We start from the raw sequence: 19,151 nt of genomic DNA on the forward strand, positions 1-19,151 counted from the left end.
AATGATGTATCAATTAAATGGTGTATCTTACTATGTGCACACCGAGGGAAAAGGAGAGCCGCTGCTTCTGCTTCACGGCTTTACAGGTTCTTCTCAAACATGGCGTACCTTTATAAAGAAATTTGTTAAAGACTATCAAGTAATTGCTGTTGATATTATTGGCCATGGTCAATCAGCAGCTCCGAAAGAAATCAAACCATACTCAATGGAAGCAGTTGTTGAAGCACTGCATGAGCTACTTCAACAGCTATCTCTATCACAGGTGAATGTAATTGGATATTCGATGGGAGGAAGGCTTGCTCTTTCATTTGCTCAGCGATATCCACACCTTGTGAAAAAGTTGGTATTAGAAAGCGCATCGCCTGGTTTAAAAACGCGAGAAGAACAAAAGCTAAGAAAAGAAAAAGATGAACAGCTGGCGAGCCGCATTATGAAAAATGGGATTGAAGAATTTGTGAACTTTTGGGAGGGAATCCCTCTTTTTAGTTCTCAAAAGCAATTGCCTAGCCATGTTCAAGAAGCGGTGCGTAAAGAAAGACTTTCACATACAGAAATCGGCCTTTCCAACAGTTTGAAAGGAATGGGAACAGGAGTTCAGCCGTCCCTTTGGGAGAAGCTGGACGATCTGTTGATGCCGGTTTTGCTTATTACAGGAGAAGTAGATCAAAAGTTTTGTTTAATTTCCAAAGAAATGCAAACATTAATACCAAATGCTACTTCTAAAATTATTTTAGGGACAGGCCATGCAATTCACGTGGAACAACCCGAGATTTTTGGTAGAATAGTAAGTGAGTTCTTAGCTACTACATAATTAGGAGGAAATAAAGATGACAGTTGAATGGACATCAGTACGTCAGTATGAAGACATTTTATACGAAACATATAATGGAATCGCTAAAATTACGATTAACCGTCCGGAAGTGCACAATGCATTCCGTCCAAAAACAGTAATGGAATTAATCGATGCATTTGCTTATGCTCGTGACGATGCAAGCGTTGGAGTAATTGTATTAGCAGGTGCTGGAGACAAAGCATTTTGTTCAGGCGGAGACCAAAGAGTTCGTGGCCACGGCGGCTATGTAGGAGAAGACGAAATTCCACGTCTAAATGTTCTAGATTTACAGCGTTTAATTCGCGTAATTCCAAAGCCGGTTGTTGCGATGGTATCAGGCTATGCAATTGGTGGAGGTCACGTTCTTCACGTTGTATGTGACTTAACAATTGCAGCGGATAACGCAGTCTTTGGACAAACAGGTCCTAAAGTTGGAAGCTTCGATGCAGGATACGGCTCTGGTTACTTAGCTCGCATCGTAGGTCATAAGAAAGCGCGTGAGATCTGGTTCTTATGCCGTCAGTATAACGCTCAAGAAGCACTAGACATGGGATTAGTAAACACAGTGGTTCCACTAGAGCAGCTTGAAGCTGAAACAATTCAATGGTGTGAAGAGATGCTAGAAAAAAGTCCGACGGCTCTTCGTTTCTTAAAAGCAGCATTTAATGCTGATACGGACGGCTTAGCTGGTATCCAGCAATTTGCGGGTGACGCAACGCTTCTTTATTACACAACGGACGAGGCAAAAGAAGGTCGCGATGCATTTAAGGAAAAACGCAATCCAGACTTCCAACAGTTCCCACGTTTCCCTTAAGCAGCTGAAACAGCTTGGTGATTATCATCAGGCTGTTTTTTCAATTTGATTTAGTTAATCAGTATAAAAAGGAGAGAAATTTATGAGTAGCCAAACGATTCCTAATGGGCTTATGCAAAGAGCATATTTGACACCAAATCGAGTGGCGGTAGAAACACCGCAAACGTCGCTTACTTTTCAAGAGCTTCATAAGCGTGTTCAAAAAGTAGCGCAGCAGCTTTCGTTTAACGGTGTAAAGCAAGGTGATGCCATTGCTTTATGCATGAAAAACAGCGTGGAGTTTATTGAGATTTTACATGCGGTTTCTTATATTGGCGCTCGGGTGCTGCTCGTCAATACGCGTTTGACAAACGCAGAAATCAATTATCAGCTAACAGATGCAAACGTGTCGTTGCTTATTATGGATGAAGCATTTTTGATGAGAGAATTTCAAAGTTCCATTACTCAGCTTTCTTTATCTGCCTTAGAAAGTTCTCCAGAAACAGAAACGTATTTTCAAAAAACGTGGAATCTCGAGGAGACGTTCACTATTATGTATACGTCTGGAACAACAGGTAATCCAAAAGGAGTGCTGCAGACATATGGAAATCACTGGTGGAGCTCCGTTGGATCAGCGCTTAATTTAGGATTAAATGAAAAAGACTGCTGGCTTATAGCGGTGCCTTTGTTTCATATTAGTGGCTTATCTATTTTAATGCGGAGCGTCTTTTACGGAATGAAAATCATTTTAGAAGAACGATTTGAAGCAAGAGCGGTGAATGAAGCAATTGAAAACAAAGGAGTAACAATTATTTCGGTTGTCACTTCCATGCTGTCCAATATGCTGGATGAATTAGCTGAGCGGAAATATCCAAATACATTTCGCTGTATGCTTTTAGGAGGGGGACCCGCACCGCTTACTATTTTAGAGGCTTGTGTGACTAAAGAGATTCCTGTTTATCAAACGTATGGAATGACAGAGACATCTTCACAGTTCGTTACGCTTTCACCTGAAGACAGTTTGCGAAAGCTTGGATCAGCAGGTAAACCATTATTTCCGTGTGCAATGAAAATTGTAGATGAGAATGGAAATGAAACACGTGAAGCAGGAGAGATCATTGTTAAAGGTCCAAATGTTACAAAAGGATATTTAAATAAACCTGAAGCTACTAAAAAAGCCCTTCAACAAGGTTGGTTCTATACAGGAGATATCGGGAAAGTGGATGAAGAAGGCTTTCTATATGTATTAGACAGACGTTCGGACCTCATTATTTCAGGTGGAGAAAATGTATATCCAGCTGAAATTGAAAATGTTTTGTTGAAGCATCCCGCTGTTAAAGAGGCCGGTGTAACGGGAGTAGCTGATGAAAAATGGGGACAAGTTCCAGCTGCATGTATTGTTGTAAACGAAGACGTTTCAGATGAAGAGTTATCTTTACACATTCAACAATTTTTAGCAAAGTACAAACTTCCAAAGTATTTCGTTCGAGTAGAGGAGCTGCCCCGAACGGCTTCTAATAAAATCATACGCCGAAAGCTATCATCGTTCATACAGAAAGGGAGTTAATCGATGATTATAAAAAAAGTCCATCTCTATAAAATTGACATGAAGCTTCTTTCTCCTTTTTCAACAAGCTATGGTACGGTCCAGGATCGAGAATTGATTTTGCTTGAAGTAGAAGATGAAAAGGGATTTACAGGGTGGGGAGAAGTCGTTGCGTTTTCATCTCCTTGGTATACGGAAGAAACGATTCAGACATGTTTTCATATGTTAGACGATTTTTTAATTCCTTCGCTTCTTCATCAGCATCTTCAAAAACCAGAAGATGTTCAAAAGTTATTCAAACCTTTGAAGCGGAACAACATGGCTAAAGCAGCTTTGGACTGTGCTGTATGGGATTTGTATGCAAAGCGGCAAAATAAGCCCTTAGCTGAAGTGATTGGCGGAGTAAGGCCTGCTGTAGAAGCTGGAGTGGTAGTTGGCTTAAATGATATTTCTATAATGAAAGAACAAATAAGGACTTACATGAAAGATGGCTATAAGCGTTTTAAAGTAAAAATCAAGCCGGGTGCTGACTATGAGCTACTGAAACAAATTCGAGATGAATTTCCAAGCATTCCTCTTATGGCTGATGCCAATTCAGCCTATACGTTAAGCGATAGTGATTCATTGAAAAAACTAGATAAATTGAATTTAATGATGATCGAACAACCGTTAAGTTCTGATGATATCCTTGATCATCGATTATTACAAAAGCAAATGCAGACGCCGATTTGTTTAGATGAAAGTATTGTGAGCTATGAAGATGCACGTCATGCAATCGAACAAAAAAGCTGCAAAATTATCAATGTGAAAATCGGTCGAGTTGGCGGAATGTCCGTAGCAAAGCAGATTCATGATTTATGCGCCCAGCACGGTGTAAGGCTTTGGGTGGGAGGGATGTTAGAAGCCGGGATTTCACGAGCTCATAACATTGCCCTTGCCACACTGCCTTCTTTCACGATACCAGGTGACATTTCCGCGTCGTCTCGCTATTGGGAAAAAGATATTATTAAGCCCGAAGTAGAGGTAGAAGCCGGAGTAATAAAGGTGAAGGAAAAACCGGGGATCGGGTACGATATTGATAAAAAGTTTATCAAAACAATCACAGCATTTGAAAAAGAATACAAATAAAAAAAACCGTTTTTTATGAAAAACGGTTTTTTTTATTGATGTTGTCAATGTTTAGTAGAAAAATAGGACAAATTTTTTAAAAAGAGCACATTGTTCCATCAAGCGTGTCAAAACATGTTATGATGGAATAGTTTGATGAAAAAAGTCGAAGGGTTTTATCGTAAAAAACAAAATTATTTTTGAAAATAGGTTGATAGTTTTCTAAGTTGTCCTATATAATGTGTTTATAACATAACACAATATGTTGTTTGTTAAACAATAATAAAATACTATATTTTGTGTTTTCCAGTGAAAAAGGTGTCTGATAAAAAGACTTAAAAGGGAATTTGGTGAAAATCCAAAGCTGTCCCCGCAACTGTGAATGCTGATGAAATAAGGAGATCCACTGTGAGTAAACATCATGGGAAGGCCTTAAAGTAAAAAGAAGCATAAGTCAGGAGACCTGCCTTTTTTATGTCGTTTTATCTTCTTCGGGAGGTGAGAGGGTAGAGCGAGGATTGAGAAAAGACTTAGTGTCTTCTTCTATCTTCGTTCTATTCGCTCACCGAGGTACGGTGAGCGATTTTTTATTTTGAAGTGAAGAGAGGAGCCATATTTATGGTGAATACATTAAAGCCTACAATTCTACATGAATTAACTGCATATATTGAACGTCTAAAAAAAGAATTTACGCAGCTTGATTTTTCTTTGTATGAGGAAAAGGTTATTCAAACTGTTACAGTAAAGGAAAATATGACGGACGAAAAGGTTGCAAACGTACTAATTTTGGCAGCCCTAGAGCGTATTTCAATGGAAGAACCAGATTGGACGTACGTGGCAGCAGACGTCTATTTAAACGAACTATATCGAAAAGCAGCAGACAGCCGAGGTTATGATAAAAAAGAGAAGTACGGTTCGTTTTATCAGCTTATTCAAGAACTAACAAAAATCGGCATTTATAATAAACAACTATTAAAAACATATACAGAAGAAGAAATTAATGAAATTGCTTCAGTCATTATTCCTGAACGCGATCGTTTATTTACATATATTGGATTGTTGACATTAGCAGATCGCTATTTAGCGACATCACATGATAAGCGCGTATACGAACTACCGCAAGAACGTTTTCTTATCATTGCTATGACACTGATGTCTCAAGAAAAGAAAGAAAATCGAACAGCATTAGTAAAAGAAGCGTACTGGGCGCTTTCTAGTCTATATATGACGGTTGCCACTCCAACGCTTTCAAACGCAGGAAAAAGCTACGGACAGCTGTCTAGCTGCTTTATTGACACGATTGATGACAGCTTACGCGGTATTTATGATAGCAATACAGATTTGGCCACGCTTAGTAAAAATGGAGGCGGAATTGGTGTCTACCTCGGTCATATTAGAAGCCGAGGAAGTGATATAAAAGGTTTTAAAGGCGTATCATCAGGAACAATTCCATGGATGAAACAGCTAAATAATACGGCTGTAAGTGTCGATCAGCTAGGTCAGCGACAAGGAGCTATTGCCGTATATTTAGACGTATGGCATAAAGATATCTTTTCATTTTTAGACGCGCGTCTGAACAATGGTGACGAACGCCAGCGCACGCATGATTTATTCACTGGCGTATGTCTGCCAGATTTGTTTATGGAAAAAGTAGAAGCACGTGAAGACTGGCACTTATTCGATCCTCACGAAGTTCGTACGCTGATGGGCTACTCGTTAGAAGATTTTTATGATGAAGAAGAAGGCAGCGGTTCGTTCCGCACTCATTACGCTGAGTGTGTAAACAATGAACAGCTTTCAAGAGAAACAGTGCCTGCTATTGAAATCTTCAAGCGCATTATGCTTTCGCAGCTTGAAACCGGAACTCCTTATATGTTCTATCGTGATACGGTTAACCGAGCTAATCAAAACCGCCACGCGGGTATGATTTACTGCAGTAACTTATGTACAGAAATCACGCAAAATCAAAGTACAACGGTCGTAACGGAGGAAATTACGGAAGACGGAAAAATTATTATTACAAAGAATCCGGGCGATTTTGTCGTATGTAATCTTTCTTCTATTAACTTAGCGAGAGCCGTAACTGAAGATGTGCTTGAACGTTTAATTCCAATTCAAGTACGCATGCTTGATAATGTTATTGAGCTAAATGATTTGCCAGTACTTCAAGCAAAGCTAACGAATCAAAAGTACCGCGCAGTTGGGCTTGGCACATTTGGCTGGAACCATCTGCTTGCCTTGAAGAAAATAGCATGGGAGACAGATGAAGCGGTAGCATACTGCGATGAATTGTATGAACAAATTTCTTACTTAACCGTGCAGGCAAGTATGAACTTAGCTAAAGAAAAAGGCGCATATCCATTATTTAAAGGCTCAGATTTTGAGTCAGGCGCTTATTTTGAAACACGTGAATACACAAGCGAAGCGTGGAATGAACTGCGTAACGAAGTTCAAAGCAATGGGATAAGAAATGGATACTTAATGGCTGTAGCACCTAATTCATCAACATCTATTATCGCGGGTTCTACGGCAAGTATTGATCCGATTTTCCGTAAGTTTTATTCAGAGGAAAAGAAAAATTATAAAATCCCAGTGACGGCACCAGATTTATCGCCAGCAACAAACTGGTATTATAAGTCCGTTTATTTAATTGATCAGCACTGGAGCATTAAGCAAAACGCAAAGCGCCAGCGCCATATTGATCAATCTATTTCATTCAATTTATATGTACAAAACGATATCCGAGCAAAAGAGTTACTGGATCTTCATATGACGGCATGGAAAGAAAAATTAAAAACGACCTATTACGTACGTTCAACATCAAGTGAAGTCATTGAAGAATGTGAAAGCTGTCATAGTTAAAAGGAGTGAATAATTGATGACAAGCATGTTAAAACGAGAATTAATGAACGAAACAGCTCCGAACCGTTCGACAGGAATCATCAACGGCAAGAGCTCCAATATTCTAAACTGGGATGACGTCCGATTTTCATGGGCGTTCCCTAAATACAAGCGTATGCTAGCTAATTTCTGGACGCCGTTTGAAATTAATATGGGTCAAGATATTAAGCAGTTCCCTCAGTTAACCGCTGACGAACAAGAGAGCTTTTTGAAAATTATTGGCCTGCTGGCGCTGCTGGACAGTATTCAATCAGATTATGCTAGCAAAGTAGCTGACTATGTAACCGATTCTTCGATTAATGCTCTAATGATTATTTTAGCGCAGCAAGAAGTGGTTCATAATCATTCGTATTCATATGTTTTATCAAGTCTTGTACCAAAAGGGAAACAAGATGAAGTATTTGAATACTGGCGTACAGACGAAAAGCTTCGGGCACGAAATGACTTTATTACAAACGGATATAAAGCATTTAGCGAAGAAGCAACGGTTGAAAACTTTTTGAAGTCTATGGTATATGATGTTATTTTAGAAGGTCTTTTCTTCTATAGCGGATTTGCGTTCTTCTATAATCTTGCGAGAAATCAAAAGATGGTGGCGACATCTACGATGATTAACTATATCAATCGTGATGAACAGCTTCATGTTGGATTATTTGAAAAGATTTTCAAGGAAGTACTAAATGAAAATCCAGCTTATCGTACGGAGGAGCTAGAAACGTTTGTAGTTGAAACGTTCCAAGAGGCGGCCCGTCTTGAAATTGAATGGGCGGAATCTGTTATTGGAGAAAAATTCGATGGCATTACGATGAAAGAACTGCAGCAGTACATTGAATATATGGCTAACAAACGCTGTAATCAGTTAGGCTTCGGTCGAGCTGCTTTCCCAGAAGCACCGATTGAAAATCCTCTTCGTTGGATTATTGCTTATCAAGAGGTAGATTTAGGGAAAACGGATTTCTTTGAACAGAAATCACGACAATATACAAAAGCATCAGATGCAAATGGATTTGATGATCTATAAACACAAAAGCTGACTAATTTCCTTATCGATTAGTCAGCTTTTTTTAAGTGAATAAGTCCAAGTTCTAACGCACGTGTAGTAATTAAGTCATCAATTTCTTCTGGAATATTTTCAAGTGTTCCCCATTTGTATGTCCATAAATGAGTAAACGATTGTACATAGATTGGAAAGGTTTGTTCATTTGCCTTTATGGCTTCTTCTTTAAAAAAATGAATCAGTTGTTCAGTCTTCATATTAGTCTCCTTTTTATGATCTTGAAGAGAGAAAAAAGACAACCCAGAGGCTGTCCTTTTGCGGGTTACGCTTCAGTTGGCTTGAACGTTTTACAGTCTGTTTCATAGCTGCTTGCTGCATGTTTTCCGCTATGACTTACTACGTAAATTTCTTCTGCACTGCAGTGATTTCCATTTTTCCAAAAGTGACAGTTATTTACTTCACAAAGAATGTTTTGTTCCAACGTTAACCCTCCTTTGTATGTGATAGCTATAGTATGGTCAAAATTCAGCTAACTTATAAGAAAGGTAGTAGACTTTCATTTTAATTGAGAATTTTTATCAATTAAACATTGACAAAGAGAATCATTCTCAATTAAACTGTGTATATAGTAAAGAATACAGGTTGTTGTCAAATCATTAAATGAATAATTAATTGGGAGGGAACAAACATGTCATCAGTAATGGTTGTAGGAGGAGACAGGTTAAAGCATATTACAGATCGTCTAGCCGGAGAAGGGTTTAATGAAGTAATTCATTTAGATGGCCGTAAAAGCAATATGGTGAAGCGAGAAATTCCTGAACATATTGGGTTTGTATTAGTTATTACGGATTTTATTAATCACAATATGGCAAAAGTCATTAAAGAGAAAGCAAAAAAACAGCAAAAACCAATTTATTTCGTCAAACATTCATGGAGTGCTATTCGTAAAGTGATTGAGCAAATTTCATGATTTAATTTTTAATCATTATTGAGAATGAATTTCAATTAGGGTGGTGAGACATAGATGGAACCGATGAAAGTGCATATAAAGACACTTTCCAATAACCACATCGAACAATTTATTCGATGTCCGTACAAATTTTATCAGCAGCAGCTTCTTTTGAAAAAGACATCTATAGATTGGAAACAGCATGTTCAAGTAACTGTCCATCAAATCATTAAAACATACTATAGCAAGCCAGTTGAGTATCGCTCAAACCTCTATGTTTTACAGCTTATTGAAAAATATTGGCGCCTAAAGCCAAATATGTTTTCATCACCCATTCACTATTACGATGTGTTAGCTAAAGTAAGTGATTATTTACTGAGGTTTTTAGGCGAGAAAACACATGTGGAGCTACCTCTTTTTGTGTTTGAGAAATACAGCGTTTATGTAGAAGAAATTCAAAGCAACCTTTCTCTAACCATTGATTTTGCTGCATGGACAGACAAGTCTTATACGGTAACAAAATTCATTCTAGATGACCATGAAGAAGTGAAGAACGCAATGAAAGACTTTATTATTGTTTTTTCGAAACAAGCTTTTAAAAAGGTTCCTGAACAAATTCGTTTTTATTCATTATTAACCGGAGAAACAACAACTTATCATATTGCACCAGACGATTATGAAAAAGCCATACTTCAACTACATATTGTCAAAAGTGTGTTAATGGAACCAAAACATTTTCAAAAGAATTATGCATCCAGTGAGTGTGAAAATTGTCCTCTTAAGCAAGAATGTGATGAAGAAGGGGATGTGCGGCCAACACTGCTGGTGTAAAGGAGCGTCATTTATATGAAGGAAATCTTACTAGCTTATGCGAGTATGTCAGGCAACACAGAAGCAATAGCCGATTTGATCGAAGAAGAATTAGTCAAGCATGGACTGCATGTGAAACGAGCAGAGGTATATGACATTGATGCTTCTGACCTTGTATCCGCAGAATCTATTATCTTTGGAGCTTATACGTGGGGAGATGGAGAGCTGCCAGATGATTTTTTAGATCTTTATGATGAAATGGATGATATAGATCTCAGTCAAAAGCAGATGGCTGTATTTGGTTCAGGTGATTCATCATATGATGTTTTTTGCGGCGCAGTTGATTTAATTGAAGAAAAAATAAAGGGACGCAACGGAAATATAGCCGTTCCCGGTTTGAAAATCGAGCTCTCTCCCTTTGGAGAAGATGTAGAAAAATGTAAGGTATTTGCTAAAGACTTTGCTGAAGTAGTGGCAAAATCTGCTGCTTCATAAGAAAACCCGGTCAAGTGCTGACCGGGTTTTTTAATATGGCTTCTTTTTGCTGTATTCTTTATTATCTTTCATGAATAGACGCCAGAAATAAAAGAATCCAGGAAATAAAATAGCAAAGCCAACAATATACACAATAAATAACGAACGAAACGCATCGGGATGTGTAAATCCATTCTCAATCGTTACGTTTGGATAGACCACATAAGGTAAGTGGCTTCGTCCGTATACGTAACTTGCTAAGAAATATTGAAGGATAATAGATACCACGGCTAAACGAGGCATGCCTTTTCCTTTTTGAGAAGGCAGCAGCAGAGCAATACCAGCTATTACAAATAGGCCTACAGATCCGTAAAGAAGAGGCTTAAACTGCATCATTTTATCATATAACCAGCTTGCTTCTGATTGCATTGTAATCATAATAAAGATAGCCATTAGCAGGGAAAGAGGCCCCGTAATGAGCGCATCACGCCGATAGACCGCATAAGCTTCCATTTCGTCAGATGACTTCGAGTAATCTGCTAATAACAGAGACGATAAAAACAGCGAAGAGGTAATGGCAAAACCGATAAATGAATAGACGTGCGGACTTGAAAATACTTTTGCTAAATTTAATCGCTGCGTTCCGTCAATTATATCAATAAACCCACCTTGACTTACGGGCAGTACGGCGATTAAAAAAGCAGGAATTAACACGCCGGATATACCGGATATATAAACCAATGCTCTCCGATATTTGAAGCTGCTAGCATAGTGTGAAAACACTAAAAACCCGCTTCGAATAGATAAGAGAAGTAAAATGATACTTCCGGGTATTAGTAACACTGTTCCAAGCGTAAATGTAGCTCGAGGAAAAAAACTAAACAGCGCAACAACAATCGCCACAATAAATACATTGGTTACTTCCCAAGTAGGCGATAGATATCTGTTTGCTACATCTGTAGCGTTCGTTTTCGTACGATTAATATATACCATCGACCAAAAGCCAGCTCCAAAGTCCATCGTTCCCATTACGGCATAGATAAAAATGAAGCCCCATATTACAGTGATTGCTAGTAATGAATCAGCCATATTCTCACATCCTTTTTAATCTGCTTGCGCAGCAAGCTCTTTAGAAAGCGGATTTCGTCTAAAATAAAACACCAGTACAAGGGCGACTGCGGCCACGAGTACGATATAAACAAGCAAAAATAAAAAAAATAAAATATGCAAATTAGCAGAAGTGGTAACTGCTTCTGATGTACGCATGATGCGGTAAATGACCCAGGGTTGTCTGCCTGTACATGCGAAAATCCATCCGAATTCAATGCCCATGATCGCGAGAGGGCCCGTTGCGACAAATGCCCACATGAAAACTTTAGGGAAGCTTTTCTTCTTTAAAAACTTGTACCAAACAACGCCCACTAGCGCCACTAAAATTAAAATCGATCCGATAATGACCATACCGTTAAACAAGGTATGCACAAAAAGCGGCGGCCAATAATCTCTAGGGAAGTCATTGAGTCCAGTAATCACTGTATTAAAGCTATTACCCGACAAGAAGCTGAGCATCCACGGAAACTCAATTCCATACTTGACTCGCTGTTCTTTTTCATCTGTAAATCCGCCTAAAGCTAATGGAGCATGATCTTGCGTTTCAAATAGACCCTCAGCAGCTGCGAGTTTTTCAGGTTGATATTCGTATACTTTTTGCATGGATTCATGTCCATTCAAAGCCGTTACAAAAGAAAAAATCCCGCCGATTACTAATCCCATCATCAAAGCTTTATGATGAAATTTATATTCTCTTGGATTATGTTTTCTCGCACGAAGCATTTTAAAGGCAGCTACTGAAGCAATGACAAAGCCTCCGGTTGTATAGGCAGAAACAGCTACGTGACCGGACGTTACAAAGAAACTCGGATTAAAGAAAGCTGCCCAAGGATCTACGCTTACAATTTCGCCATTTAAAATCCGAAATCCAGCAGGTGTTCCTTCAAATGCGTGCACGTTTGTAATTAAAACGGCAGAGGCAAGGGCGCCTATTGCTACTAGAACCAGACTAATAATCCGCATCTTTCGAGAAATACGGTCCGCTGCGTATACATAAATGGAGAGAAAAAGAGCCTCAATAAAGAAAGCATAAATTTCAATTTGAAAGGGAAGAGCCATCACTTTTCCTACGATTTCCATAAAGCCTGGCCAAAGCAACGCTAATTGTACACCAGCAATCGTTCCTGTGGGAATGGCGACTCCAAGCAGGACAGCAGCTCCTTTTGTCCAGCGCTGTGCCATAAGTTCATAATCTTTATCTTTTGTTTTGTAGTAAAGAATTTCAGCCAATAAAATCATGAGAGGAATGCCGACGCCAAGAGTGGCAAAAATGATATGTACTCCCATGTTCAGACCAAACATTGAACGTGCAGTAACTAAATGATCCATTCATTTTTCAACCTTTCCAGTAAAGTATTGATAAACCTTATTGTCCACTTTTTACCACGCTTTATGCATCAGAACTGGTAAAACATATCACTTGAAAATAGTAATCATTACGATTATAATAAATGTATATTGTTTTAAAGGAGAGATATTTAATGAAAACAAATATTCATCCAGACTATCGTAAAGTTGTATTTATGGATACAAATAGCGGAACATCATTTTTATCAGGATCTACAAAACAATCAAATGAGACCGTTCAATGGGAAGATGGCAACACATATCCGCTTTTAAAAGTTGAAATCAGTTCGGATACACACCCATTTTATACAGGAAAACAAAAATTTGCTGATAAAGGCGGCCGTGTGGAACGCTTTAAGCAAAAATATAAATTACAATAAAAAAACTAGCCGGGAGGCTAGTTTTTTTATTAATATAATGCTTTTTTCAACGTATCAATGTTGTGCTGCATAATGGAGAAATAATCTTCTTTATTTTTAACATCGTTTTTCGTTAATGACTCTAAGTTATGAAGTGTTAAAGCTTGAGCTCCCACTTCATTTTTTACAAGCGTAGACACTTTAGGCTTTAAATTTTGGTCAAAGATAAAGTATTTGATATGGTCTTTTTTTGCTTGTTTTACGATGTTTTCTAATTGTTTTTGAGACGGCTCATTTGTAGGAGATAAACCCGCTACGCTAATTTGCTTTAAGCCGTATCGTTTTTCCCAGTAGCCATAGGCTGCATGTGATACTAAAATTTCTTTATGAGGTGCGTCGCCAATCGTTGTTTTTAACTCTTGGTTCATATCTTCAAGCTGAGTCTTTAACGATTGGAAGTTCTTTTCAAATTCTGCTTTTTTATCCGGTTTTAATTCAACAAGTTCATTTTTAATATTTTCTGCTAATTGAATAGCTAAAATAGGATCAAGCCAAACGTGAGGGTCTGTATCTCCGTGGTTATGCTCTTCTTCATGTGTATGTTCGTCCTCGTGGGCATGCTCATCTTCAGAACTCTTTGCTAGTTCAATTCCTTTTGCAGCTTCTACTAAAGCGACATCTTCATTCTTTAGCGTAGACTGTGCTTTATCTGCAAAACCTTCAAGTCCAATTCCTGAGTAAACAAATGCGTCCGCGTTGGCGATTTTGACCATTGTTTTTGTGGTAGGTTCAAATGAGTGAGCATCTACACCAGTTGGTAAAATACTTTTAGCTTCTACATATTTTCCACCGATTTTTTCAGTGAAATCTTGTAAAGGGTAAATTGTTGTGTAAACTTCTAATTTTTTGTTTTTATTATCAGATGCGTTATTTGCACTGCTTGAACTGCACCCTGCAAGGGCTGTTCCAATTCCTAATGCCAGCACCATTAAAAGTGGTTTGAATTTCATTATGTTGCTCCTTCCGTTCGTATCGTAACCATTTATGACCTATGTTATTATATCGTAATTATTACGATTTGAAAACTAAAAATTTACGTACTTACTGTAAACTTCGGAAGAGGATCTTTGAAAGTAGTCCAATCCTGATTCATTTCCTCAGTTGTCAACAAACAGTGGTCTAATGTTTTAATAATTTCAGCTTCGTTCATATCAATACCAATGAACACAAGCTCGTTAATACGGTCTCCAAATTGCTCATCCCATTTTGCTCGTAATTCAGGTTCTTCTTTTAAGATTTGTTCTCTTTCCTCTGCTGTGTACGTCGCCACCCATTCACCCGCTCCTTGAATCATAATGGACGTACCTGCTTGAGAAAGAAGTCCTGCCGTATGGTTACGTGAAGCAAGCCAGAAAAATCCTTTTGCACGTACAATATCAACCGGCCAGTTCTCTAACCATTTCATAAAGCGTTCAGGATGAAGGGGACGATTTCTTCTGTATACAAAAGAAGAAATACCAAACTCTTCCGTTTCAGGCGTATGGTGTTCTTCATTTAGTTCTTTAATCCACCCGGCTCCTTGACTAGCTCTTTCAAAGTCGAATAAGTCGGTATGAAGTATGGCTTCAAGGCTTACCTCACTATTAATTGTTTGGATAACAGTGGCTTCTGAGTTTAATTTGTGAAGAACAGCCTGCAGCTCATCTGCATCATCTTTTGTTAACAAATCAACTTTGTTTAACAAAATGACGTTTGCAAATTCAATTTGATCGATTAATAAATCAACCACTTCTCTTTTATCGTTTTCATCTGTTCCTTCTTTACGGTCTAATAGGCTTTCGCCGGATGAAAAGTCTTCCCAAAAGCGATTAGCATCTACTACAGTGACCATTGTATCTAAGGAACATTTTTGAGTTAAATCAATGCCAAGCTCTTCATCAATATAAGTAAATGTTTGGGCAACAGGGATAGGTTCGCTGATTCCAGAGGATTCAATGACAATATAATCAATATCACCATTGTCAGCTAGGCGTTCTACCTCTTTCATTAGATCATCTCGAAGCGTACAGCAAATACAGCCATTTTGCATTTCAACAAGTTTTTCTTCTGTTCGGGAAAATCCGCCTTGTTTAACTAAGTCTGCATCAATATTTACTTCGCTCATGTCATTGACAATAACCGCGACTTTTAAACCTTCTTTATTTTTTAAAATATGGTTCAAAAGAGTTGTTTTACCTGAACCAAGGTATCCGCTTAAAACGGTAACGGGAATTTTTTTCACTGTTATAACCTACTTTCTTGTTTATAAATAATAATGATTACGATTTAACACTTTTCATCTTATAGGAAAAAGTATTATAATACAAGAAAGAATTTTTTTATAAAGGAGAAGACAGCAGATGAGCTTATTACAAGACGTTTTAGAATTTAACCAAAAATTTGTAGAAGAAAAGAAGTATGAACTTTACGAAACAAGCAAATTCCCTGATAAAAAAATGGTCATTTTATCGTGTATGGACACAAGATTGGTAGAATTGCTTCCGCACGCTTTAAATCTGCGTAACGGAGACGTGAAAATTGTTAAAAACGCAGGAGCGCTTGTTTCACATCCATTTGGAAGTATTATGCGAAGCATTTTAGTAGCTGTGTACGAGCTACAAGCTGATGAGGTATGTGTAATTGGTCACCACGATTGTGGAGCAGGTAAACTTCAGGCAGAACCTTTTTTAGAGAAAGTAAGAGCAAAAGGCATATCAGATGAAGTGATTAATACCATTGAATATTCTATGGACTTGAAAAAATGGTTAACGGGTTTTGATTCAGTAGAAGAGACTGTTCAGCATAGTGTAGAGACAATCCGTAAACACCCTCTATTCTCAAAAGATACTCCTGTACATGGACTAGTTATTGATCCAAATACAGGAAAGCTAGATGTTGTTGTAAATGGATATGAAGCAATCGAAAACAACTAAAGCCTAGTGTGATTTTTTCTCAGGTACTTCATCAATGCCACCCGGATGGAAAGGGTGGCATTTTAAAATGCGTTTTACAGTCAAATAAGATCCCTTTACGGCACCAAAACGTTTAATGGATTCAACTCCGTACTGTGAGCAGGTAGGGTAAAAGCGGCATCTTGCCGGAAGAAAAGGTGAAATTCCTTTTTGATAACCTTTTATAAGTAAAAGCAAAAGCTTTGCAATCATTTATTATCACGTTCTTTCTTTCGTGTTTGCTCATACTATAAGGGATAGAAGGAATAAAAAGCAACTAAAAGAAATAAAGGTTATTAAATGGATGAAATATATCGGAATTGCATGTTATGATAGGTGAAAGAAGAAAAAAGGAGTGGTATTATGCCATCAGTAGAAAGTTTTGAGCTAGACCATAATGCGGTTAAAGCACCTTACGTAAGACACTGCGGTGTTCACAAAGTGGGAAGCGACGGTGTTGTAAATAAATTCGATATTCGTTTTTGCCAACCAAACAAACAAGCAATGAAGCCGGACGTTATTCATACGTTAGAGCATTTATTAGCTTTTAATATTCGTACTCATGTAGAAAAATACGATCACTTTGATATTATTGATATTTCGCCTATGGGATGTCAAACGGGATACTACTTAGTAGTGAGCGGTGAGCCGACTGTACGTGAAATTATTGATTTGCTGGACGATACGTTAAAAGATGCAATTGACATTACTGAAATTCCAGCAGCAAATGAAAAGCAGTGCGGCCAAGCGAAACTTCACGATTTAGAAGGAGCAAAACGCTTGATGAAGTTCTGGTTAGAACAGGACAAAGAAGATTTAGAAAAAGTATTTGGCTAAAAATAAGCAGTCCGCTGGGCTGCTTATTTTATTTGGAAAAAGATGAAGAATTTTCTCTGGGTCTAAAGAAAGGGAAATGTCTCTTTTTATGAAAAAAATGTTTTAATCAACTAAAAAAGGGTACAACTATACTATACAAAGAGTTCATAAAGGAGCGAAAAAAATGGAAGTGAATGTAAATGAAATCGTTAATAAACAAGTGGCAAATTTTAGTGTAATGTACATAAAACTCCATAATTTTCACTGGTACGTAAAAGGTGAACAATTTTTCACTCTTCATGAAAAGTTTGAAGAGCTGTATACGGAAACAGCTACAATTATTGATGACCTTGCAGAACGCCTTTTAGCATTAGAAGGAAAACCTGTGGCGACAATGAAAGAATCGTTAGAACTTTCTTCTATTAAGGAAGCTGATGGAAGCGAAACGGCTAAAGATATGGTTGCTTCTTTAGTAAGCGATTTTGATACGCTAACTGCTGAATTAAAAGAAGGAATGGACGCAGCCGGTGAAGCGGGCGATGAAACAACAGGGGACATGCTTTTAGCCATTCATCAAAGCTTGGAAAAGCATACGTGGATGTTAAAATCATTCCTAGGCAAGTAAGTAAAACCTGCGAGCAATCGCAGGTTTTTTTACGATAAGATGGACGAACACTTTTTTTTCACCGGCATATACTGTAGGGATATGACTGCTGAAAGGGTGAAAAAAGTGGATATGCAGAAGCTTTCTGTCTTGATAATCTCAAGTTTAGGTTCACTGGCTTTTTTTTTATTTGGAGAGTGGGACTATTTACTAATGGCTTTAGTAGCATTAGTTGCAATGGATTACTTGACGGGTACAATTGCAGCTTTTATAAATAAACGTTTATCTAGCAAAGTAGGTTTTAAAGGAATTGCCAAAAAGATTTTTATTTTTGCCATGATTGCGGTAGCAAACTTTATCGATTCTGTATTCTGGGAAAACGGTCATATTATTCGAGATGGAGCTATTTTGTTCTATATTTTAAACGAAATGATTTCAATTACAGAAAATGCAGGAATTGTAGGAATTCCAATTCCAGAGCCGTTAAAAAAAGCAATAGCGATTTTAAAAGACCGCTTTAAATCGTAGAGTGTATAAAAAAAGAATAAGATACAAATAAGAAAGATAAGTTGGCACTAGAAAGAAGGAGCTGAATATCTTTCATGACAAAAAAATATTATGTATCCCTAAGTTCAGGAGAAATCAATCAGTCAAATACTGCTTCAGATTGGAATTATGCGATTGAAGCAACAGATGAAGAAGTGGAGAAGCTGAGAACGTATTTAGATCAGCGTGCTTCAAGCGATTGGTCAAGCTTTTGGCGATCACATATTCCGTATCTGGAATATCATCATGATTCTCAAAATGATATGTACGATAAAACGACAGTTGACATATATGCCCTGCTTTATCAGCTGGGAGACGATGAAACAAAATCACATATCAAACAGATGAATATTTTATCTTCAGATAGAACGGAATAAGGGGTAAAAAGCAAAGAAAAAAAGTACGAGCATACTTTTCTTATCAGGTATGGCCGTAATGTATGATAAAATAAGGGAAAAATCAAATGGAGTTTGAGTCGACCATGTACACATTTAAGGATGCATATCATAATCAAGTATTTTTATCATTTGAAAAAAATCCATTCTCGAAAACTCCACGTCATGTTTGGGTCGTATGCAGGTATGAAAATCAATGGTTGCTAACGAATCACTCAAAACGAGGTTTAGAATTTCCCGGAGGAAAACTAGAAGGCAATGAAGTACCAGAAGAAGCAGCGGTTCGAGAAGTATTTGAAGAAACAGGCGGAGAAGTCTCTTCTTTAACTTATATTGGTCAATATAAAGTAGTAAGCAAAGGAAAGACCATTATTAAAAATATTTATTTTGCTACTATTGGAAATGTAATTAAGAAAGAAGACTACATGGAAACGGATGGTCCCGTAATGATTGATGAACTACCTTCGGGCATTCAACAAGATGATGCGTACAGCTTCATCATGAAAGATAATGTTTTGCAGTATGTAATGAAATATGTAAAGCGAACATTTTTGTGAAAGCATCATGTCAACGAA

The 19,151-nt window shown here is 37.7% G+C and carries 23 protein-coding genes and 1 riboswitch; of the genes, 16 read left to right on the forward strand and 7 right to left on the reverse strand.

Annotated elements, in window-relative coordinates; all coding sequences use genetic code 11:
* Position 1: 1 nt before the first annotated feature.
* The 6 genes from menH to ACOZIR_RS00125 all read left to right on the forward strand — a co-directional run bounded on the left by menH (position 2) and on the right by ACOZIR_RS00125 (position 8,200).
* Complete coding sequence (menH, locus tag ACOZIR_RS00100; protein ID WP_045295382.1) at positions 2-811, forward strand: 2-succinyl-6-hydroxy-2,4-cyclohexadiene-1-carboxylate synthase; 810 nt, start codon at positions 2-4, stop codon at positions 809-811.
* Between the two features lie 16 nt (positions 812-827).
* A complete protein-coding gene (gene menB / locus ACOZIR_RS00105) occupies positions 828-1,646 on the forward strand; it encodes a 1,4-dihydroxy-2-naphthoyl-CoA synthase (protein WP_013085280.1) in 819 nt (272 codons plus the stop codon).
* 82 nt (positions 1,647-1,728) lie between these two features.
* The gene (locus ACOZIR_RS00110) at positions 1,729-3,192 is read left to right on the forward strand and encodes an o-succinylbenzoate--CoA ligase (RefSeq protein ID WP_045295379.1); all 1,464 of its coding nucleotides are present in this window, start codon (positions 1,729-1,731) and stop codon (positions 3,190-3,192) included.
* 3 nt (positions 3,193-3,195) lie between these two features.
* Complete coding sequence (gene menC, locus ACOZIR_RS00115; protein WP_045295378.1) at positions 3,196-4,299, forward strand: o-succinylbenzoate synthase; 1,104 nt, start codon at positions 3,196-3,198, stop codon at positions 4,297-4,299.
* Between the two features lie 278 nt (positions 4,300-4,577).
* A riboswitch (cobalamin riboswitch) is annotated at positions 4,578-4,763 on the forward strand.
* 133 nt (positions 4,764-4,896) lie between these two features.
* Positions 4,897-7,140: a ribonucleoside-diphosphate reductase subunit alpha gene (locus tag ACOZIR_RS00120; protein ID WP_045295376.1), complete on the forward strand. Its 2,244-nt coding sequence runs from the start codon at positions 4,897-4,899 to the stop codon at positions 7,138-7,140.
* 16 nt (positions 7,141-7,156) lie between these two features.
* Positions 7,157-8,200, forward strand: coding sequence for a ribonucleotide-diphosphate reductase subunit beta (locus tag ACOZIR_RS00125; protein WP_013059560.1), 1,044 nt, complete (start codon positions 7,157-7,159; stop codon positions 8,198-8,200).
* A 29-nt stretch (positions 8,201-8,229) separates the two neighbouring features.
* On the opposite strand, the gene ACOZIR_RS00130 is transcribed toward ACOZIR_RS00125, so the two are convergent.
* Together ACOZIR_RS00130 and ACOZIR_RS00135 are read right to left on the reverse strand one after the other, a co-directional pair.
* Entirely contained in the window at positions 8,230-8,433 is a 204-nt protein-coding gene (locus tag ACOZIR_RS00130) for a hypothetical protein (RefSeq protein ID WP_013059559.1), read from the reverse strand.
* Positions 8,434-8,498: 65 nt separating this feature from the next.
* A complete protein-coding gene (locus tag ACOZIR_RS00135; RefSeq protein WP_013059558.1) occupies positions 8,499-8,657 on the reverse strand; it encodes a DUF1540 domain-containing protein in 159 nt (52 codons plus the stop codon).
* Between the two features lie 207 nt (positions 8,658-8,864).
* On the opposite strand from ACOZIR_RS00135, the gene ACOZIR_RS00140 reads away from it, so the two are divergent.
* Genes ACOZIR_RS00140 through ACOZIR_RS00150 form a run of 3 tightly spaced genes read left to right on the forward strand, consistent with a single transcriptional unit; the run spans position 8,865 to position 10,430 of the window.
* Complete coding sequence (locus ACOZIR_RS00140) at positions 8,865-9,146, forward strand: DUF2325 domain-containing protein (RefSeq protein ID WP_028411863.1); 282 nt, start codon at positions 8,865-8,867, stop codon at positions 9,144-9,146.
* Between the two features lie 54 nt (positions 9,147-9,200).
* A complete protein-coding gene (locus tag ACOZIR_RS00145) occupies positions 9,201-9,956 on the forward strand; it encodes a hypothetical protein (protein WP_310878347.1) in 756 nt (251 codons plus the stop codon).
* 15 nt (positions 9,957-9,971) lie between these two features.
* On the forward strand, positions 9,972-10,430 hold the full coding sequence (locus ACOZIR_RS00150; protein WP_195781698.1) for a flavodoxin: 459 nt from the start codon (positions 9,972-9,974) through the stop codon (positions 10,428-10,430).
* Positions 10,431-10,460: 30 nt separating this feature from the next.
* Here ACOZIR_RS00150 and ACOZIR_RS00155 read toward each other — a convergent pair whose 3' ends face one another.
* Complete coding sequence (locus ACOZIR_RS00155) at positions 10,461-11,498, reverse strand: cytochrome d ubiquinol oxidase subunit II (RefSeq protein ID WP_045295374.1); 1,038 nt, start codon at positions 11,496-11,498, stop codon at positions 10,461-10,463.
* A 15-nt stretch (positions 11,499-11,513) separates the two neighbouring features.
* Positions 11,514-12,848 carry a cytochrome ubiquinol oxidase subunit I gene (locus ACOZIR_RS00160; protein WP_045295372.1) on the reverse strand — a complete coding sequence of 445 codons (1,335 nt, stop codon included), beginning with the start codon at positions 12,846-12,848 and terminating at the stop codon, positions 11,514-11,516.
* A gap of 152 nt (positions 12,849-13,000) precedes the next feature.
* Between ACOZIR_RS00160 and ACOZIR_RS00165 the strand changes: the two genes are divergently transcribed.
* On the forward strand, positions 13,001-13,246 hold the full coding sequence (locus tag ACOZIR_RS00165) for a type B 50S ribosomal protein L31 (protein ID WP_013059552.1): 246 nt from the start codon (positions 13,001-13,003) through the stop codon (positions 13,244-13,246).
* 29 nt (positions 13,247-13,275) lie between these two features.
* Here ACOZIR_RS00165 and ACOZIR_RS00170 read toward each other — a convergent pair whose 3' ends face one another.
* Both ACOZIR_RS00170 and ACOZIR_RS00175 read right to left on the reverse strand, forming a co-directional pair.
* Complete coding sequence (locus ACOZIR_RS00170) at positions 13,276-14,235, reverse strand: metal ABC transporter substrate-binding protein (RefSeq protein ID WP_310878346.1); 960 nt, start codon at positions 14,233-14,235, stop codon at positions 13,276-13,278.
* Between the two features lie 83 nt (positions 14,236-14,318).
* Positions 14,319-15,506 (reverse strand): GTP-binding protein, encoded by a 1,188-nt coding sequence (locus ACOZIR_RS00175; RefSeq protein WP_310878345.1) that lies wholly within the window; start codon positions 15,504-15,506, stop codon positions 14,319-14,321.
* A gap of 118 nt (positions 15,507-15,624) precedes the next feature.
* Here ACOZIR_RS00175 and ACOZIR_RS00180 point away from each other — a divergent pair, with 118 nt between their 5' ends.
* Entirely contained in the window at positions 15,625-16,197 is a 573-nt protein-coding gene (locus tag ACOZIR_RS00180) for a beta-class carbonic anhydrase (protein WP_045295577.1), read from the forward strand.
* Positions 16,198-16,200: 3 nt separating this feature from the next.
* Here the strand turns inward: ACOZIR_RS00180 and yidD are convergent, their stop codons facing one another.
* Positions 16,201-16,428 (reverse strand): membrane protein insertion efficiency factor YidD, encoded by a 228-nt coding sequence (gene yidD / locus ACOZIR_RS00185; RefSeq protein WP_013059548.1) that lies wholly within the window; start codon positions 16,426-16,428, stop codon positions 16,201-16,203.
* Between the two features lie 150 nt (positions 16,429-16,578).
* Here yidD and ACOZIR_RS00190 point away from each other — a divergent pair, with 150 nt between their 5' ends.
* The 5 genes from ACOZIR_RS00190 to ytkD all read left to right on the forward strand — a co-directional run bounded on the left by ACOZIR_RS00190 (position 16,579) and on the right by ytkD (position 19,133).
* Positions 16,579-17,052, forward strand: a complete 474-nt coding sequence (locus ACOZIR_RS00190; RefSeq protein WP_310878343.1) for an S-ribosylhomocysteine lyase — start codon at positions 16,579-16,581, stop codon at positions 17,050-17,052.
* Between the two features lie 163 nt (positions 17,053-17,215).
* Positions 17,216-17,656, forward strand: a complete 441-nt coding sequence (locus tag ACOZIR_RS00195; protein WP_043975884.1) for a Dps family protein — start codon at positions 17,216-17,218, stop codon at positions 17,654-17,656.
* An 81-nt stretch (positions 17,657-17,737) separates the two neighbouring features.
* Positions 17,738-18,163: a phage holin family protein gene (locus ACOZIR_RS00200; protein WP_045295571.1), complete on the forward strand. Its 426-nt coding sequence runs from the start codon at positions 17,738-17,740 to the stop codon at positions 18,161-18,163.
* A gap of 74 nt (positions 18,164-18,237) precedes the next feature.
* Positions 18,238-18,558, forward strand: a complete 321-nt coding sequence (locus ACOZIR_RS00205; protein WP_045295569.1) for a hypothetical protein — start codon at positions 18,238-18,240, stop codon at positions 18,556-18,558.
* Between the two features lie 104 nt (positions 18,559-18,662).
* A complete protein-coding gene (gene ytkD / locus ACOZIR_RS00210) occupies positions 18,663-19,133 on the forward strand; it encodes an RNA deprotection pyrophosphohydrolase (protein ID WP_013059543.1) in 471 nt (156 codons plus the stop codon).
* The last annotated feature ends 18 nt before the right edge of the window (positions 19,134-19,151 follow it).

It is taken from the genome of Priestia sp. D3YE.R1 (assembly GCF_049199565.1).
GTDB classification, from domain to species: Bacteria; Bacillota; Bacilli; order Bacillales; family Bacillaceae_H; genus Priestia; species Priestia aryabhattai.

What these genes read in the sequence shown, in the direction of transcription:
- ACOZIR_RS00160 (WP_045295372.1), bottom strand. Translation starts at nt 12,848, where the DNA reads ATGGATCATTTAGTTACTGCACGTTCAATGTTTGGTCTGAACATGGGA.
- ACOZIR_RS00150 (WP_195781698.1), top strand. Translation starts at nt 9,972, where the DNA reads ATGAAGGAAATCTTACTAGCTTATGCGAGTATGTCAGGCAACACAGAA.
- menH (WP_045295382.1), top strand. Translation starts at nt 2, where the DNA reads ATGATGTATCAATTAAATGGTGTATCTTACTATGTGCACACCGAGGGA.
- ACOZIR_RS00120 (WP_045295376.1), top strand. Translation starts at nt 4,897, where the DNA reads ATGGTGAATACATTAAAGCCTACAATTCTACATGAATTAACTGCATAT.
- ACOZIR_RS00155 (WP_045295374.1), bottom strand. Translation starts at nt 11,498, where the DNA reads ATGGCTGATTCATTACTAGCAATCACTGTAATATGGGGCTTCATTTTT.
- ACOZIR_RS00130 (WP_013059559.1), bottom strand. Translation starts at nt 8,433, where the DNA reads ATGAAGACTGAACAACTGATTCATTTTTTTAAAGAAGAAGCCATAAAG.
- ACOZIR_RS00170 (WP_310878346.1), bottom strand. Translation starts at nt 14,235, where the DNA reads ATGAAATTCAAACCACTTTTAATGGTGCTGGCATTAGGAATTGGAACA.
- ACOZIR_RS00195 (WP_043975884.1), top strand. Translation starts at nt 17,216, where the DNA reads ATGGAAGTGAATGTAAATGAAATCGTTAATAAACAAGTGGCAAATTTT.
- ACOZIR_RS00180 (WP_045295577.1), top strand. Translation starts at nt 15,625, where the DNA reads ATGAGCTTATTACAAGACGTTTTAGAATTTAACCAAAAATTTGTAGAA.
- ACOZIR_RS00190 (WP_310878343.1), top strand. Translation starts at nt 16,579, where the DNA reads ATGCCATCAGTAGAAAGTTTTGAGCTAGACCATAATGCGGTTAAAGCA.
- yidD (WP_013059548.1), bottom strand. Translation starts at nt 16,428, where the DNA reads ATGATTGCAAAGCTTTTGCTTTTACTTATAAAAGGTTATCAAAAAGGA.
- menB (WP_013085280.1), top strand. Translation starts at nt 828, where the DNA reads ATGACAGTTGAATGGACATCAGTACGTCAGTATGAAGACATTTTATAC.
- ACOZIR_RS00200 (WP_045295571.1), top strand. Translation starts at nt 17,738, where the DNA reads ATGACTGCTGAAAGGGTGAAAAAAGTGGATATGCAGAAGCTTTCTGTC.
- ACOZIR_RS00125 (WP_013059560.1), top strand. Translation starts at nt 7,157, where the DNA reads ATGACAAGCATGTTAAAACGAGAATTAATGAACGAAACAGCTCCGAAC.
- ACOZIR_RS00145 (WP_310878347.1), top strand. Translation starts at nt 9,201, where the DNA reads ATGGAACCGATGAAAGTGCATATAAAGACACTTTCCAATAACCACATC.
- menC (WP_045295378.1), top strand. Translation starts at nt 3,196, where the DNA reads ATGATTATAAAAAAAGTCCATCTCTATAAAATTGACATGAAGCTTCTT.
- ACOZIR_RS00140 (WP_028411863.1), top strand. Translation starts at nt 8,865, where the DNA reads ATGTCATCAGTAATGGTTGTAGGAGGAGACAGGTTAAAGCATATTACA.
- ytkD (WP_013059543.1), top strand. Translation starts at nt 18,663, where the DNA reads ATGTACACATTTAAGGATGCATATCATAATCAAGTATTTTTATCATTT.
- ACOZIR_RS00165 (WP_013059552.1), top strand. Translation starts at nt 13,001, where the DNA reads ATGAAAACAAATATTCATCCAGACTATCGTAAAGTTGTATTTATGGAT.
- ACOZIR_RS00110 (WP_045295379.1), top strand. Translation starts at nt 1,729, where the DNA reads ATGAGTAGCCAAACGATTCCTAATGGGCTTATGCAAAGAGCATATTTG.
- ACOZIR_RS00205 (WP_045295569.1), top strand. Translation starts at nt 18,238, where the DNA reads ATGACAAAAAAATATTATGTATCCCTAAGTTCAGGAGAAATCAATCAG.